We start from the raw sequence: 16,378 nt of genomic DNA, 5'->3' as shown, positions 1-16,378 counted from the left end.
AGCCTAAGATTTTAAAGAAATTCAACAGAATTTAATTGATTAATGTTGATAACCTACAAGTATTCTATTTAATTAAAAATCAAAAAGCCTCTTAGATTTTTCCAAGAGGCTTTTAAAGTTTAAGCATTGCTTAAAATTAAGCTTTATCTTTCTTTACCATTAAGCACATATAAAATCCGTCGTAGCCGCTTTCGCTAGATAGGATTGTTTTTTGCTTTTCAATTTTAAATTCTCTTCCTTCTTCAGTTTTCAAGAATTTTTTTACTTGTTCTTGATTCTCAGAAGGTAAAATTGAGCAGGTCGCATAGACCATTTTCCCACCCGGTTTTACTATTCTTGAATAATCTACTAGAAGTGCCTGTTGTGTTTCCTGAATTTTTGCAACAAAATCTGGTTGCAATTTCCATTTTGCATCCGGGTTACGACTTAGAACACCAAGACCTGTACAAGGTGCATCTATAAGTAAACGATCTGCAGAGTTGTATAATTTTTTAATAACTTTAGTACTGTCTATAGTGCGGGTTTCTATATTATGAGCTCCGGCACGACGTGCTCTGCGCTTTAATTCTTTTAATTTATTAGCGTAGATATCTAAGGCAATTAATTGACCTTTATTATCCATTTGAGCAGCTAGATGTAGTGTTTTCCCACCTGCACCCGCGCACGCGTCTACTACACGCATACCCGGTTCTACCCCTAAATAGGGTCCTACCAGTTGAGAAGATGCATCCTGAACTTCAAAGAGGCCATTTTTAAAAGCTTCTGTAGCAAATACATTTCCGCGCTCCTGCAGTTGTAAAGCATCTGGATAGGCTTTAAGAGTTTCGGTCTCGTGACCTTCTTCAACTAAAGCAGCTCTAAGTGTATCTATATCTCCTTTAAGACGATTAGCGCGAAGCACTACAGGAGCTTGCTTATTTAAAGAAGCGATCTCAACATCCCATTTATCGCCTAATTCTTTCTCACCTAATTCATCTAACCAATCTGGAATAGACTCACGCAGTTTTCTAATTTTAGAAAGTTCATCAAATCTACCTTTTATACGACGGGTAGGCGTGTCTTCAAACTGTGGCCAATCTGGTAATTTAATACCTTTTAGGGTACACCATACGGCAAACATGCGCCAGATATCCTTTCGGTCTATGGGTTCCTTAACTTCTGCAATTTCTGCGTAGAGACGTTTCCATCTTACGATATCATAAGTTGTTTCTGCTACAAAACTACGATCACGAGATCCCCAGCGTTTATCACGCTTAAGTTGTTTTGATATAACTTTATCGGCATAGCTGCCTTCGTTAAAAATTTCGATAAGACCATCAACGACGGCGAAAACCAGATTGCGGTGTAAACGCATAAAAAGTGTATTTAAAAATGTGGGCAAAGGTACAGGTTTAAAGGCGAATAGTTTTAAATTTCCCTAAATTTTAGAATATGAGACTTTATATTACAATTCTTACTTTGATTATTCTTTCGAGTTGTAAGAATTCCGAAGAAAAAACGGAAAAATTGAGCCCTATAAAACATGTTGAAATTGAGACTATTTATAGTGACTCTGTAAGTATACGCGCAATAGATATACTTAATGATGGCAGTCTTGCATTTGCAGGCTCTAACGGTAAATACGGGTTATATGATTTTAATACCCAAACCTGGAATACCGGGGTGCTAAAACAAGATAGTTTAATACCTAATTTTAGAGCTGTAGCACATACGGCGGAAGACTTTTTTATGTTGAGTATTGAAAGTCCTGCATTGCTTTTTAAAACAGGTGATACGGGTATGGAAGTCGTATATAGGGAAGATGATCCCAAAGCTTTCTATGATTCTATGATTTTCTGGAACGATAAAGAGGGGATTGCAATGGGTGACCCTACTCAAAATTGTATTTCAATACTAGTAACCCGAGATGGTGGCAACAGCTGGACAAAAGTTGACTGCTCAGAGCTTCCCGGTGTAGCAGAAGGAGAAGCTGCTTTTGCAGCTAGTAATAGCAATATCGCCGTTTATAAGGATCACGCCTGGATAATTACGGGAGGTACTGAATCTAATGTAATACATACTGCAGATAAAGGTAAAACCTGGGAGGTATTTAAAACTCCCATTGTGCAGGGTATTGCAACTACGGGTGGATATTCAATAGATTTTTATGATGAACATACGGGTATAATTATGGGAGGTGACTATACCAATCCTAAGGGTAATACAGCAAATAAAGCACTTACAAAAGATGGAGGCAAAACATGGAATTTAATCGCAGATTCAAAGGATCCCGGTTATAGAAGTTGCGTGCAATTTGTACCCAATACAAATGGGCAGGAGATTGTTGCTATAGGTTTTGAGGGTATAGATTATACCAGCGATCAAGGACTGACCTGGCAGAATTTGAGTACTGAAGGATTTTTTACCCTACGTTTTGTTAATGATAGCACTGCTTTTGCAGCCGGTACAAATAGGGTTGCCAAGTTGAAATTTAAGCGCTAATACAAAAAGTCTGTTTACTTCAAGTAAACAGACTTTTTTAAACTTAGATTCTAATCTTACTTTTTCCTTTTACGATATTCTTCCCAGAGTTTTTTACCGAATTTATGTTCAACTTCAGGTAGAAATACCATTTTTGACGCAGGTAGCTTTTTGGTTAAATCAGACATTAATCTGCTATCTAGCTCATAACGCTTTTCTATAATATCATTATATTCTATAACTAACTTATTTGCTTCAGCTTCAGAAAAATTGTTTTTTGCCCCTGCAGAACCATATTTTTGTTTGAACAATGCACGCTCTCTATTACGCAAATCATCCATCTTCTTGTCGTAAATATTGTAAATAGGCCAGAATTTTTCTGCTTCAGCTGGAGTAAGTTCTAATTCTTCTGTTAAAAAAGAGACTTTTAAGGCTTTTATACGATCATGGCGATCGTTTTGAGCAAAGGTTGCAAAGCCTATAAATAATCCTATTATTACAATTAAATTCTTCATAGTTATTGGTTTTTGTTTACTGATCTGCATTCCAGGAATTTGCAATAATATCCTGATCTACATAATCATAAATCACTTCATCATTTTCAATCTGTGTGTCAAAAATTGAAGTGTTATCTTCGATATTGGTTAATTCTTCATCAGAAAAGTAATAGGGTAATTGATCCTGATCTATTAGATAACTTTCAATACTTGAAACAGAAAGTGAATCAAAATCTTCGTTAGTTGTTATAGGGTTTATCACATAAAAAATTAAGGCAACAACGGCTGCAAGTGCTACAAAAGCTTTTGTAACGGTTTGGAAATCGTAATTGATTAGTTTTCCCTGAGGCTTGTTTTTATTTATAATGGTTGATTCTACAGCTTCAAAGTAACCCTGAGGTACCGTGAACGGATTTACTTTAATAGGGAAAAGCTGTTGAAATTTAAGTTCTGTAAATAGACGATCATCAAACGATTTGAAGTATTCGTCTGGGACTCTAAATTGCTCGCTATGGTTACTCTTGCTTTTCATTGTTTTTTAGACTTTAATTGAATTAAAAGGTTTAAATACCAGTTACATAATCTGTGATTTTTTTAACAGCATGATGATAACTGGCTTTTAATGCACCTTCAGAAGTGCCTAAAATTTCTGAAATCTCATTGTATTGTAATTCGTCATAATATTTCATTATAAATACCTGTTTTTGCTTAGCAGGTAAGGTATCTATAGCTTGTTGTAATTTTAATTGAGCTTCATCACCATTAAAATAAGGATCACTCGTAAGATTTGTTATAAGACTTTCCTGAAAATCTTCACTACTTAAATGTGTAGTACGCTTTCGTTTATTTATAAATGTCAAACTCTCATTTGTAGCAATGCGGTAAAGCCAGGTATAAACCTGACTATCACCATTAAATGTGTCTAAGTTTTTATATACTTTGATAAATGTATTCTGCAAAACATCATCTGCATCTTCGTGAGATACAACCATACGTCTTATATGCCAATACAAACGCTCTTTGTATTCGCTGACCAGATCTTCAAATTTGATCGAAACTTGATTTAATGTTTTGGTACTCAATTTCTCTTAAGCTTTGTTTCGCAAACTAAACTTAGTATTTGCTCTTATTAAGACTTTACTTTATTTAAAAGGTTTAACGCTTTAATTTAAATTAAGATAAAATTATAAGTCAAGGTTGTTTAATATGTTTTTTGTTATGCGTAATTCTTTATTTGTTAGTGAATTAGAATACGTAAGAAGTGTTTGTGAATTTAATAATTGATAAACTGCGGTAATTAAAACACGTTAAAGTGCATTTATTTGAGGTTAAAATGCAATTTAATATTGTTTTGTATATAAATTGATCTTATATTTGAGTAAGAAAGTAAGTAGTTTTAGAATGTTAATTCCAATTAATGTAATTAGTTAAACCGTTTAAAATCCCTTTTTTGCCCCAAGTATAAAAGTTGATTTAATTGTTTCTGTTATTTTTCCCGACTAGATTAATTACATTATTAAAAAAAGCCATATTTAATTAAAAATATGGCTTTTTTATTTCTGAAAATTTGGTATCGATTAGCTACATAGCTAGAGTAGTACAAAAGTTTTTTCTTTGTCTCGTTTAGAATTTTTATTTTACTCCTATTGCTTTTTTAACTTCAGGCATTAAGTCTTTACCTTTTGCCATTATGAGTCCGTTTGAGGCTGCTGAATCTAAAACATATAAAAAGCCTTGATTGTCTGCAAGTTTTGTAACTAATTCTTTTGCTTTTTCACGAATAGGTGCAAACAATAGTTCTCGTTTTTCAGCAAGTTGTTTATCTATGTTTTGTTGAGATTGTGCAAGGTTACGTTCAATAAGTTCAAGATCTCCTTTACGCTTTGCTGTTTCGGTAGGAGAAAGAGTAGAGGCCTCATCTTCAAATTTTACATATTTTGCCTGATATTCTCTATATGAGGTTTCAAAATCTGCGCGATAAGCCTGGTTGAGGCGATTAAGTTCTGCCTCGGCTTGTTTACTTTCGGGCATAATTTTTATGAGCTCTTCCATATTAATATGGGCAACGGTGCCCTGAGCACAAATACTGCCGGTTAGGCCTGTAAATACTAAAAGTATTAAAAACGCATGTTTCATAAGGGGAACTTGATTATGTAGTAAAAATACAGATATTTAAAGTATTTCTTCTGAAGTGATTGGTTTTATAAGGTTTTAATTAATCACAAGTTGTACCACAAAGACGTTATTAGAATTCTTTTGTTTCAATCTCTATCTTAAAATTTCATTTAATGCAATAAAAATAGGGTTGGAGGTTCTAATAAGACTCATTTACTTTTGATTAGTCTGTTAATTAATTTTATATTTCCCCATCTAAAATCCCTAAACTAGAAATCATGAATTTTTATTTCCGCTTGAGCGTGCTTATTGTATTTATAAGCTGTTGCAGTACACAAACTAATTACGCACAAAATACTAAAGAGCGAAGTGGTTTTAAAGATTACTTTCCTATATCTGAACGCCCGTTTTTAGCTGCGGGAAGTGGCGATAATCCGTATGAAACAATTTTACTTGAAGCACAACCTGTTGTTTATTATAGTATTTATAATGACATACGTGAAGCTTTAAACAGAGATACTATTGTCGCAGGTGATGCCATTTATTTAAGTATACAGCCGCATTTAAGAATTTATGATGAGAATTCTAAACCCGTTAAAACGCCTTCTTATAAAGCATTTATAGGATGGCAATCTATCATTAAGACACAACGAAATAATTTTTTAACGGCAGCTATTGAGTCTGGTCATTATTCTAACGGGCAGAGTAAATCTGCATTTAGTACAGAATTTGAAGATAATAGTCCACAAAGTGCATTATTGTATGATAATATTGATGACGATACAGATCTGGCAGCGCTTTTAAACCGATCATCGGGTAATTTCTCAACAAATCTAACCCGACTTTCTTTAAACTACCGTATAAATACATTTGATCAAAATAATTACCCCTCAAAATCTCATTCCTTAACAGTGGCCTATCAATTATATCATAACCGCTTTTTAGGTATGTTTCAGTTTGGAGGTTATAATCCTGAAGATATTAAAATTTATGGGCGTCATCAAATAGAAGCCGAATATGAGTTTACAGATCATTTTAAAGGGATGCGTTATAGTCTGGGACAAAAGATACTGCTACACCCAGATGTGCATCCTTCCGCAGCTATTTATCGCTCAGAGACAAGTGCTATTTTATATCCGTGGGATAAAGATTTGGGAATTATGGCTCGCTTTAGTTTTGGTTATGATGATTATAATTACCGCTTTGTAGATAGTTACTCTCGAATTTCTATAGGACTTACCTGGGATTTTTTCACGCCATTTGTAGTTAAACCTATAAAAGAGCAGAAAGTAGCAGAGTAGTGACTTATTGAAAAAAGAATGTAACGAAGTGTTTCCGGTAATTTTTTACTACTAGAGCCGGGTTTTTCTAAATTACCAAAGAATATTTTTGACGCCAACAGGTAGCTTTAAGATTCATTTAGTATTATTTCAAAAAAACCTATCATACCCAGTAATAGGTTAAACTTCTGATTTCTAATTATAGCCTTGCAGATATTAAAATCTATGTTTATTAAATTAGATGCACAAGATGCATTATAACATAGCTAAAATTTATGCCTGGATCTAGATTTAAAACTTCAGAGCGTACTTAGAGCTTTGTAATAACCTTGCTTTGCATCCTAGGATAAAGGTTTGAGCATTGTGGCTTATTATAACTTTAAATATTGAAAGTGCAATTTTACTAAAGCAATTAATTCTTGCTAGAACTCTACAAGGTTTCTTTACTTGTGATTAGTATGCTAAGTATTGTTTAATTAAAGAAGAGGAAGGCTGCATTGTAGTTGAGGGCTTTAAAAAAGACATAAAAAAAGCCCTGTCGATAGACAGAGCTTTAAACAACTTAACTAATTGTGATTTGGGGAAATCATTTATTCGTTAGAAGCAATACTATAATTTGTAGTCGAGCCACCAATAGTATCATAAGCTAAAGCATCTGTGTTTTTATCAAAATTATTTTGAGCTAATGCGATAGAAGTAAGATTTTTCATTTTAGATAGTTCTTTAGGAACAGCGCCGTATAAACTATTATTAGAAAGATTTAGTTCTTTAAGATTATTCAATTTTAAAACTGCAACCGGAAATTGACCATTAATATTATTATCAAAAAGATTTAAAACCTGGAGATTAGTAAGGTTAGATAAATTTTTGTTTATAGAACCACTTAAGTTATTGCTGGTTAACATCAATTGCTCAAGTTTAGTCAGGTTATATAAAGAATCTGGTAAAGATCCAATAAGCATATTTCCGTTAAGAACTAATACTTTAAGATTTTTAAGGTTACCTATAGAGTTAGGTATTGTACCATCAATTTTATTAAAGAATAACTCTAAAGTCACTAGAGATTCAAGGTTACCTATAGATTCTGGTAATTGACCGTTAAGGTTATTCATACTTAGGTTAAGACCTACCACATTATTATTTATTACACGTACACCATACCAGGTAGAAACATCTGCAGTTAAATCCCATGTAGTGTTCCATTCAGAACCGTTTGTAGCATTATACAAATCAACCAAAGCTTCTTTTTGCGTTGTAGCTACTTCAGCTACAGCATTTAAACTTAAAAAAGCAACCGCAATAAAAGTGATAAGTGATTTCATATATTTGGTTTTTTGTGTTCTACAGCGTAAATATACTACACTTAATCTTTTAAGTACACAATAATTCGATGAAATACACAAAAATAATTTATTCAATAATATTTATGTATAATATACTTGTATAAAATCACTAAGTTGTGCCGATTTATTCATATTCTAAATATTTTATAACAGATGAAAAGCATAAAAAGATTTATATGCGAATTAAATAATAAGTATTTTCCTACTTTGTCATGAACTTTGTATCTGTAATGAGTTCTCTTCGTACTAAGTTAAAGATAAGTGCAGTAGTGTAGGTTCGTGAACTTCGTGCTTACCTTTAAAAGGTATTATGTTGAGTTTATTGTTAAATATCGATTTTAGATAGTTCAATTCAGCTATCATTTTAGAATATGATAAATACATATCTTCTGTACCATAAATGACGGAAACTTTAGTGTGGTTAAGGTGTTTGAAGGTTTCTGAATGAAATTCCCTAGGAGTAGAGCCCGAATGTAGCACTAGATTATCACAGTAAACCTTAGCGTGAGCTAACCATCTGGTTACAGCAGAAACTCCTTGAGAATATCCAAGAATGGTAAGTTTAACAGGGCCTTGTAACTTATCACTAATCTCCTGCACGTAAACCTGATCAAGATAATTTGTAACATTCTGAATTTCTAGTTGCGTGTTTACACGAGTAAACCAGGATGCACCTACATATTTATACTTTTTATCCTGATAGTATTTACTAGGTGCTTGCGGGGCAATTATATAATTCTCATCTGGATCAAGATGTTTAAAATGATCTAAAAAATAGGTGCTTAGATAGCCAATTCCGTGACAGACAAGCCATATTTTTTTAGTTTTTGCTGTAAATGTATTTAACGTGTAATAGGTGTTTTGGGTAGTATAGCTTACAGTTTTTTCTTCGTGCATCCTTGAGGTTTAAGTATCTTTACAAAGTAAATCAATCTAAATCTAAAAAACGATTTTAGAGCGCCAGACACTAGTAAATAGAACAGGTTCATGAATTTAAATGATAAGACTGAAGCACTTGCTAAATGCAATGCTATCTGTAAAAACACGCTAATGGAAACTATGGATATCAAATTCATAGACATTGGAGAGAATTTTCTTACTGCGTCAATGCCAGTAACCGCTAAGGTTCATCAGCCCGATGGTGTTTTACACGGCGGTGCTTCGGTAGCACTGGCCGAAAGCGTAGGAAGCGCGGCGAGTTTTATGTTTCTAGATGCCAAGAATTTTTTTGTGAGGGGAATCGAAATTTCTGCGAATCATGTTAAGAGTATTGCTGAGGGTATGGTATATGCTAAAGCTACCTTTTTACATAAGGGTCGCACCACTCAGTTATGGGAAATACGTATTACTAATGAAGCAGATCAACTGATTTCTATTGTTAAACTTACAACCATTGCGCTGCCTAAAAAGTAAGTATGACTGCAATTGAACTTATAAAATTAGTAGAAAATCAGTACACTGCTAATCTTCCTTTTGTTATATATAAAAAGTCGAATACTAATAATATAGGAGTTCTCTTACAAAATGATGATACACTACATACCGTTACTAATTTTGATGAGCAGGGTTTTATTTTTGCTCCTTTTGATTCAAGTAGAACAACTGTTTTAATACCTGGAGAACCTATTTATGTTGCTGATTTTGATTTTGGTCACATGAGTTTAAAAGCTTCAATTAAGGAAACAGCTTCAGAATTTGAAAAAAATGAACATATCGCTTTAGTTTCAGCTGCAATTAGATATATAAAACAAACCGAACTTCAGAAAGTTGTGGTTTCGCGTAAGCAAAATATAGAAACTCCAGATTTAGAACCGTTAACTTTATTTAAAAAATTAGGTGCAGCGTATAAGAACGCTTTCGTTTATTTATGGCATCATCCTAAAGTAGGAACCTGGTTGGGGGCTACGCCAGAAACGCTAGTTTCTGTAAACGGAAGATCTTTTGAAACTATGGCTCTTGCAGGAACACAGCCTTACATAGACGACACTAGAGAAGTAGAATGGGGTACTAAAGAACAAGATGAACAACAATTAGTAACCGATGAAATTGTGTCTAAATTACAACCTTTTAATCTGGTGAAATTTAAAGTACACGAGCGGGAGAATCATCGTGCAGGTAATTTATTGCATTTACGTACACGTATTACAGGTAGCTTTAGCACAACAAACACTTCAATAAAAGATATTGTTGCAGCATTGCATCCTACACCGGCAGTTTGTGGTTTTCCTAGAGATTTAGCCAAAGAATTTATTAAAGAGCAAGAGTCTTACGATAGGGAGTTTTATACCGGTTATTTAGGCGAATTAAATATTTTGAAAGATCAATCAAAACGCAGAAATCCTCGAAACGTCGAAAACCTGGTCTATAAAACGCTTACTAAATCTACACAACTGTATGTGAATTTGCGTTGTATGCAGTTTAAAAATACTACCGCAGAAATTTATATAGGTGGTGGTATTACAAAAGATTCTGATGCAGTTAATGAATGGGAAGAAACGGTAAATAAAGCACAAACCATTGCAAGTATTCTTTAAGGCTTGAGCCTTTATTGTATTTTTGATATAATGAACTATTCTACTATACCCGTCGCACAATCTGTGGTTTTGCTTTGTTTAGAAAAAGGCGTGAATCATATTGTAATATCCCCCGGTTCGCGTAACGCGCCTCTAACAATAGGCTTTACACAACATCCTCAAATGCATACCTATAGTGTAGTTGATGAGCGTTCTGCGGCCTTCTTTGCATTGGGATTAGCGCAGCAGTTGCAACAGCCTGTAGCAGTGGTTTGTTCGTCTGGTAGTGCTGTTCTTAATTATTACCCGGCAATTTCTGAAGCCTATTATAGTGACATTCCTTTAGTGGTGATATCTGCAGATCGTCCTATAGAGCGTATAGATATAGGAGATGGTCAAACCATACGTCAGCGCAATGTTTTTGAGAATCATATATTATATTCGGCAAATTTATATTCTGAATATGTGCCTGATGAGGCAGTTACAGATCCAAAGCTTATTCAAAAACAACGTGAAGTCACAAAGCATAACCAGCAGGAAATAAATAAAGCACTTAATGAAGCGTTGGTAAATCAAGGTCCGGTACATATAAATGTTCCATTTTATGAACCACTGTATAATACCACAACTCAAAAACTGGTAGATCCTATTATTGTAGCACCAGAGTCTAAATCTGATGTACTCAGCCAGGATCAACTAGCTCCTTTTATTAGCAAGTGGAATGCCGCAAAGCGAAAAATCATACTAATAGGTGTTTTACAACCTAATACGATAGAACAACAGTTTCTAGACAAGCTGGGTACAGACCCTAGCGTACTTGTATTTACTGAAACAACTTCAAATACGCATCATCCTAACTTCTTTACGCGTACAGATAATATTATAGGATCTTTAGATGATGAGGGTTTCAGAGATCTTCAGCCTGAGATATTAATCACGCTGGGCGGAATGATCATCTCTAAAAAGATCAAGGCATTTCTTAGAAATTATCAACCTAAAGAACATTGGCACGTAGATCCTAAAAAAGCATACGACACCTATTTCTGTTTAAATAAACACTTTAAGGTACCTGTAAACTATTTTTGGGCTAATTTTTTAGATAAGAGTCAAGTTGTCGAAAGTAACTATCAAAGTGACTGGTTGCAAGTACGATCACGCCGCGATGTATTGCATCAAGATTATATTAAAGAAATGAGCTGGTGTGATTTTAAAGCTTTTGATCTACTTCTGGCAAAATTGAGACCAGATAGCTTATTGCAGTTGGGCAACAGCTCTACCGTGCGCTATGTTCAATTATTTGATATAGATAAATCACTAAAAGTGTATTGCAATAGAGGAACCAGTGGTATAGATGGAAGCACATCTACAGCTGTAGGAGCTGCAGTAGGGAGCCAGCTACCTACAACTTTAATCACAGGCGACCTCAGTTTTTTTTATGATAGCAATGGGTTGTGGAATGCTTATCTGCCAAAGGATTTTAAGATTATTGTTATCAATAACAGTGGTGGCGGTATTTTTAGAATATTACCGGGAGATAAAACTTCAGCTATATTTGAAACGTATTTTGAAACCATACACAATCTTGATGCATCGCATTTATGTGCGATGTATGGTATACATTATTTTTCAGCTACTTCAGAAGAAGAGCTGCAACGTGCTCAGGAAGAATTTTATAGCATAGCTGATGCTCCGTGTTTGCTTGAGATTAAAACGCCTCGCACGTTGAATGATCAGATTCTACTGGGTTATTTTAGTTACATCCGTTAGGAACTTATTTTAGTTTTTATTTTTATGTATATTTAAAGAACTTAATTAAAAATAACTAAACACAATAGAATCTTATGAGTAAAAGAGATGAAATGATCGCTAAGTATGCAGCAGATTTAAAAGAAAAACTAAACCACGAGGCAGATATGGATTTGTTGACCAAAGTTACAATAGGTTGCGGTCCGTCTATATATAATAAAGACTCATCAACGGTTTCTGCAGGTAGTGAATCAGAACTTGAGACCGTTAAAAACAACTTTCTCATTAAAAAATTAGGCTTATCTGATGGTCCCGAGTTGATGGAAGGACTTCATAAAGTTATGGAAGATTACGGTAAATCTAATCGTAATAAATACCGCGCAGTTGTTTATTATTTACTTACTAAGCATTTTGGCAAAGAAGAGGTATACAGTTAAAAATATCTTTCTTAAAAATGTAAAAGTCTGCTAATAATTGCGTTAGCAGACTTTCTTGTTTAACAGAGATTCTATATATAGGTACTGTAATTTCAAATTACTATTCTTTACTATTAGTGAAGTATAATCCCTATTACTTTCCTAATTTTGAAAACACAAAAAAAATATTATGCTCGCACTCGGGGAATTCCATAAAATGATAATAGATCGTGATACAGCACCCGGCTTGTATCTGCGTGATGAAGAAGAAAATGAGGTGTTATTACCTGGTAAATATGCTCCCGAAGGTTTTCAGTTAGAAGATGAAATTGAAGTATTTGTATATCTGGATAACGAGGAGCGACCAGTCGCCACTACACTTAAACCTTATATATTAAAAAATGGTTTTGCCTATCTAAAATGTACATCTGTTTCAAAAATAGGTGCTTTTGTAGATTGGGGAATAGACAAAGAACTATTTGTGCCATTTTCCAATCAGGTTACAGATATGCGCGAAGGCAGCTCTTATCTAATTTATATGTATCTGGATGAGAAGACAAACCGTCTTGTAGGATCTTCAAAATTCAATACATTCTTAAAAAATGAAGATATTGATGTTGAAAAATTTGATAAGGTAAATTTATTAGTGTCTCATTTTTCAGAATTTGGAGCGCACGTAATTATCAATGAAAAGTTTCAGGGATTAGTACATAAAGATGTGATTTTTGAAGATATACGTGTAGGAGACTGTCTTCCGGGTTATATAAAACGAGTACGCGAAGATAAAAAAATAGACGTTTTGCTTCAGCCTGAAGGGTATAGAAGTGTAGAACCAAATGCAGAATTTATCTATGAAGAATTAAAGCGTAACGGCGGAAGCTTACCGGTACACGATAAAAGTTCGCCAGAAGATATTAATGCCTATTTTGGTATAAGTAAAAAACTTTTCAAAAAAGCAATAGGTGCTCTTTATAAAGACCGAATGATTACCATTTCTGATAAGGGAATCACTCTAAAAAATCTAGAAGAATAAACACGTATTAGTTCGCCCAGGCGGAAAAATAAAAGAATAGCAATGCAAGAACCAGATTGGATAACCGTAAAAGAATACCAGGATATAACCTATAAAAAAGTAGATGGGGTCGCGCGAATTGCGTTTAACAGACCTAACGTGCGTAATGCTTTTAGACCTAAAACTACTGCAGAATTATTAGATGCTTTTCACAATGCACAAGAAGATACTTCTATAGGAGTAGTGCTTTTATCTGCTGAAGGACCCTCTACAAAAGATGGTGTTTACAGTTTTTGTAGTGGAGGAGACCAGAAAGCACGTGGCGATCAGGGGTATGTAGGTGACGATGGGTATCATCGATTAAATATATTAGATGTTCAACGTTTAATACGTTTTATGCCTAAAGCGGTAATTGCCGTTGTACCCGGCTGGGCTGTAGGTGGTGGTCATAGTTTGCACGTAGTTTGCGATCTTACCTTAGCATCTAAAGAACATGCGATTTTTAAACAAACTGATGCAGATGTGACCAGTTTTGATGGTGGGTACGGTTCTGCCTATTTAGCAAAAATGGTAGGTCAAAAAAGAGCTCGTGAGATTTTCTTTTTAGGTCGAAATTACTCTGCCCAGGAGGCTTTTGAAATGGGTATGGTGAATGCCGTAATACCTCATGAAGAGTTAGAAGCAACAGCTTTTGAATGGGCTCAGGAGATTTTAGCAAAATCACCTACATCTATAAAAATGCTGAAATTTGCGATGAACCTTACCGATGACGGTATGGTAGGACAACAAGTTTTTGCAGGGGAGGCGACCCGATTAGCATATATGACCGAAGAAGCCAAAGAGGGTAGAAATGCATTTTTAGAAAAAAGAAAGCCCAATTTTGAGAAAAAATGGATTCCATAGGTCATATATTGGTTAGGTTCTAGTATTTTTAAAACACGCACCAAAACCTATATTATGGAACAAAAGTTTACAAACGCCCCGGTAGACATTGACTCCTTACCAGATTATCAAGAATTAACCTATACACAAGTCTCTGTAAAGAGATTGTATAAGGTTTTTCTTGTTTTAGGACTATTCGTTCTTGCTTTTGCAATAGGTCTTTACTTCTTGCGAGAAGTGACAGAAGTCCCCGGTTTAATTTGGGGACTTATGATTACAGGACTGGTAATTTTTGGACTATTATTCTTCTTTCAGATAATGTTTCAGAAACGTATAGGCTATGCATTGCGTGAGCACGATATCGCCTATAAGCGCGGTTTTTTATTTGAAAAGATAACGATAATACCTTTTAACCGCATTCAGCATATTTCAACTTCAGAAAGTATGCTCGATAAAGTTTTTAAAATCTCAAACCTTAATATATTTACCGCCGGTGGTTCTGGGAGCGATATAGATATTCCCGGTTTAACTCCAGAAATCGCGTCTAGATTAAAGAATACAATAGCTAATCACTTAATCGATATAGATGAGTAAGCTTTATTCTATACCTCAAACGCAATCAAAACTAGGTGTAATTCTCATTTTTTTAGCTCAATTTTATAAATTTTTGAGAGCTTTTGGGGCTGCTTTAATTTACTTTTTTGTTAAAGGGATAAATTCTGAAATTTTAAATAAGGTATTATTAGGTGCAGCGGTTTTTATAATTCTATTGCTTATTTATAGCGTAATTGCTTTTTTGCGTTTTAAATTTCATATTAATTATGCAAATTCTGAATTTGTATTAGAGAAAGGAGTTTTTAATACTGAAAAGATTAATGTGCCATTTAATAAAATTCAGCAGGTTTATTTTAAAAGATCTTTATTGCAGCGTGCTATAGGCGTGTATAGTCTGGTACTTGACACAGCGGGAAGTAGTGGTAAGGAAATAAGTATAAAAGCACTTCGAGAGGCAGATGCTAAAAAACTTCAGCAGGTTTTAATTGATGTTGCAAAAGTGGAGGAAGACGCTCCAGCTACAAATGATGTACTTATAAAGGAATTTGTATCGAACCCATCAAATGCGTGGGAGCACAAACTTTCTCCGGCAACTTTGATAAAACTAGGTCTTACGAGTAACTATTTTAGAGGCGTTTGGTTAATTCTAATTTTTGGAGTTACTATCTATCAACAATTAGGTGATTTTGAATTTATACAGAGTGATATGTATACAGATAGTGTACAGGGTTATTTAGAGGCATATAGCAGGCCTATTGAGCTCTTTATACTTACAGCTATTGTATTTACTGTTATTTTTCTTTTAGGACTTTTAATCTCGTGTATAGAAATATTTATTAAATATTTTGATCTCAAACTGCAACAAACTAATGACAGTCTCGAGTTAGAAATGGGTCTGAAAACCAATACCAAAACCAGTTTAAAACCCAGAAGAGTACAATTGCTTAGGGTAATTACAAACCCCATTCAAAAAAGGCTAAATCTTCACGAGGTTCAAATCGCCATTGCCAGTAGTCAAAATGATCTTACAAAAACAAAAATTCAAATTCCAGGATTAGAACGTATTCAAGTAGAAAAAGTAAAGAAATTTCTATTTACCTATAAAGTTAAACCAGGTAATCTTTTTAAGCCGGCGGTATATCTTTATTTCAGATTAATAATATTAGCAGCATTGCCATTATTATTAACCGGTGTAGTGGCATCGTTTTTAGTCCCTAATTATTTGATTGAAATAACCAGTATTTTATCTATTATTTATGTTGGTATAGTAATACCCTATCAATATTTCTGGTATCGCGCCTTGTCGTTAGAAATTACTCCTGAATTTGTAATTATAAAAAAGGGAGTGTGGAATCAAAAAGTTGAAATAATTGAGCTGTTTAAATTACAGGCAATTACTGTAAACCAGCCCTTATGGTATAAAAAGCGAAAGCTATTTAATTATACATTTCACACTGCGGGTGGCGATTTAAGCTTTCCGCTTACTTCAGAATTAGTTCAAAAACAGATAAATTATGCTTTATTCAGGGTTGAGATAGATCATCAACCCTGGATGTAGC

The 16,378-nt window shown here is 34.1% G+C and carries 17 protein-coding genes; 10 read left to right on the top strand and 7 right to left on the bottom strand.

Translation table 11 applies throughout. The features are described from left to right. Positions 1-136 precede the first annotated feature (136 nt). Positions 137-1,354: an RsmB/NOP family class I SAM-dependent RNA methyltransferase gene (locus tag ACEN25_RS14790; RefSeq protein ID WP_441803627.1), complete on the bottom strand. Its 1,218-nt coding sequence runs from the start codon at positions 1,352-1,354 to the stop codon at positions 137-139. A gap of 77 nt (positions 1,355-1,431) precedes the next feature. Between ACEN25_RS14790 and ACEN25_RS14785 the strand changes: the two genes are divergently transcribed. After that, on the top strand, positions 1,432-2,481 hold the full coding sequence (locus ACEN25_RS14785; protein ID WP_441803578.1) for a WD40/YVTN/BNR-like repeat-containing protein: 1,050 nt from the start codon (positions 1,432-1,434) through the stop codon (positions 2,479-2,481). A gap of 56 nt (positions 2,482-2,537) precedes the next feature. Here ACEN25_RS14785 and ACEN25_RS14780 read toward each other — a convergent pair whose 3' ends face one another. The 4 genes from ACEN25_RS14780 to ACEN25_RS14765 form a co-directional block, all read right to left on the bottom strand. Further along, complete coding sequence (locus ACEN25_RS14780) at positions 2,538-2,975, bottom strand: hypothetical protein (RefSeq protein WP_441803577.1); 438 nt, start codon at positions 2,973-2,975, stop codon at positions 2,538-2,540. Between the two features lie 16 nt (positions 2,976-2,991). Further along, on the bottom strand, positions 2,992-3,489 hold the full coding sequence (locus tag ACEN25_RS14775; RefSeq protein ID WP_441803576.1) for a hypothetical protein: 498 nt from the start codon (positions 3,487-3,489) through the stop codon (positions 2,992-2,994). 31 nt (positions 3,490-3,520) lie between these two features. Next, on the bottom strand, positions 3,521-4,039 hold the full coding sequence (locus ACEN25_RS14770) for an RNA polymerase sigma factor (protein ID WP_441803575.1): 519 nt from the start codon (positions 4,037-4,039) through the stop codon (positions 3,521-3,523). A 550-nt stretch (positions 4,040-4,589) separates the two neighbouring features. Next, positions 4,590-5,093: an OmpH family outer membrane protein gene (locus ACEN25_RS14765; protein ID WP_441803574.1), complete on the bottom strand. Its 504-nt coding sequence runs from the start codon at positions 5,091-5,093 to the stop codon at positions 4,590-4,592. Positions 5,094-5,350: 257 nt separating this feature from the next. On the opposite strand from ACEN25_RS14765, the gene ACEN25_RS14760 reads away from it, so the two are divergent. Beyond that, positions 5,351-6,373: a hypothetical protein gene (locus tag ACEN25_RS14760; RefSeq protein WP_441803573.1), complete on the top strand. Its 1,023-nt coding sequence runs from the start codon at positions 5,351-5,353 to the stop codon at positions 6,371-6,373. Between the two features lie 569 nt (positions 6,374-6,942). Here ACEN25_RS14760 and ACEN25_RS14755 read toward each other — a convergent pair. After that, positions 6,943-7,674, bottom strand: coding sequence for a leucine-rich repeat domain-containing protein (locus ACEN25_RS14755; protein WP_441803572.1), 732 nt, complete (start codon positions 7,672-7,674; stop codon positions 6,943-6,945). A gap of 267 nt (positions 7,675-7,941) precedes the next feature. Then, a complete protein-coding gene (locus tag ACEN25_RS14750) occupies positions 7,942-8,592 on the bottom strand; it encodes an alpha/beta hydrolase (protein WP_441803571.1) in 651 nt (216 codons plus the stop codon). Between the two features lie 90 nt (positions 8,593-8,682). Between ACEN25_RS14750 and ACEN25_RS14745 the strand changes: the two genes are divergently transcribed. From ACEN25_RS14745 to ACEN25_RS14710, 8 genes are all read left to right on the top strand, one after another. After that, the gene (locus tag ACEN25_RS14745; RefSeq protein ID WP_441803570.1) at positions 8,683-9,108 is read left to right on the top strand and encodes a PaaI family thioesterase; all 426 of its coding nucleotides are present in this window, start codon (positions 8,683-8,685) and stop codon (positions 9,106-9,108) included. A 2-nt stretch (positions 9,109-9,110) separates the two neighbouring features. Further along, positions 9,111-10,229, top strand: coding sequence for a chorismate-binding protein (locus ACEN25_RS14740; RefSeq protein WP_441803569.1), 1,119 nt, complete (start codon positions 9,111-9,113; stop codon positions 10,227-10,229). Between the two features lie 30 nt (positions 10,230-10,259). Continuing rightward, the gene (gene menD, locus ACEN25_RS14735; RefSeq protein WP_441803568.1) at positions 10,260-11,975 is read left to right on the top strand and encodes a 2-succinyl-5-enolpyruvyl-6-hydroxy-3-cyclohexene-1-carboxylic-acid synthase; all 1,716 of its coding nucleotides are present in this window, start codon (positions 10,260-10,262) and stop codon (positions 11,973-11,975) included. A 74-nt stretch (positions 11,976-12,049) separates the two neighbouring features. Then, positions 12,050-12,391, top strand: coding sequence for a DUF2853 family protein (locus ACEN25_RS14730; protein ID WP_028375017.1), 342 nt, complete (start codon positions 12,050-12,052; stop codon positions 12,389-12,391). 169 nt (positions 12,392-12,560) lie between these two features. Beyond that, positions 12,561-13,403 (top strand): CvfB family protein, encoded by an 843-nt coding sequence (locus ACEN25_RS14725; RefSeq protein ID WP_441803567.1) that lies wholly within the window; start codon positions 12,561-12,563, stop codon positions 13,401-13,403. Between the two features lie 42 nt (positions 13,404-13,445). Then, a complete protein-coding gene (locus tag ACEN25_RS14720) occupies positions 13,446-14,285 on the top strand; it encodes a 1,4-dihydroxy-2-naphthoyl-CoA synthase (RefSeq protein WP_441803566.1) in 840 nt (279 codons plus the stop codon). A gap of 54 nt (positions 14,286-14,339) precedes the next feature. Further along, complete coding sequence (locus tag ACEN25_RS14715; RefSeq protein ID WP_441803565.1) at positions 14,340-14,858, top strand: PH domain-containing protein; 519 nt, start codon at positions 14,340-14,342, stop codon at positions 14,856-14,858. Beyond that, entirely contained in the window at positions 14,851-16,377 is a 1,527-nt protein-coding gene (locus tag ACEN25_RS14710; RefSeq protein WP_441803564.1) for a PH domain-containing protein, read from the top strand. The genes ACEN25_RS14715 and ACEN25_RS14710 overlap by 8 nt, the downstream gene beginning before the upstream one ends. Position 16,378: the final 1 nt, after the last annotated feature.

The organism is Leeuwenhoekiella sp. W20_SRS_FM14 (assembly GCF_052119605.1).
In the GTDB taxonomy this organism is placed as follows: domain Bacteria; phylum Bacteroidota; class Bacteroidia; order Flavobacteriales; family Flavobacteriaceae; genus Leeuwenhoekiella.
This window is presented reverse-complemented; position numbering and strand designations above follow the sequence as displayed.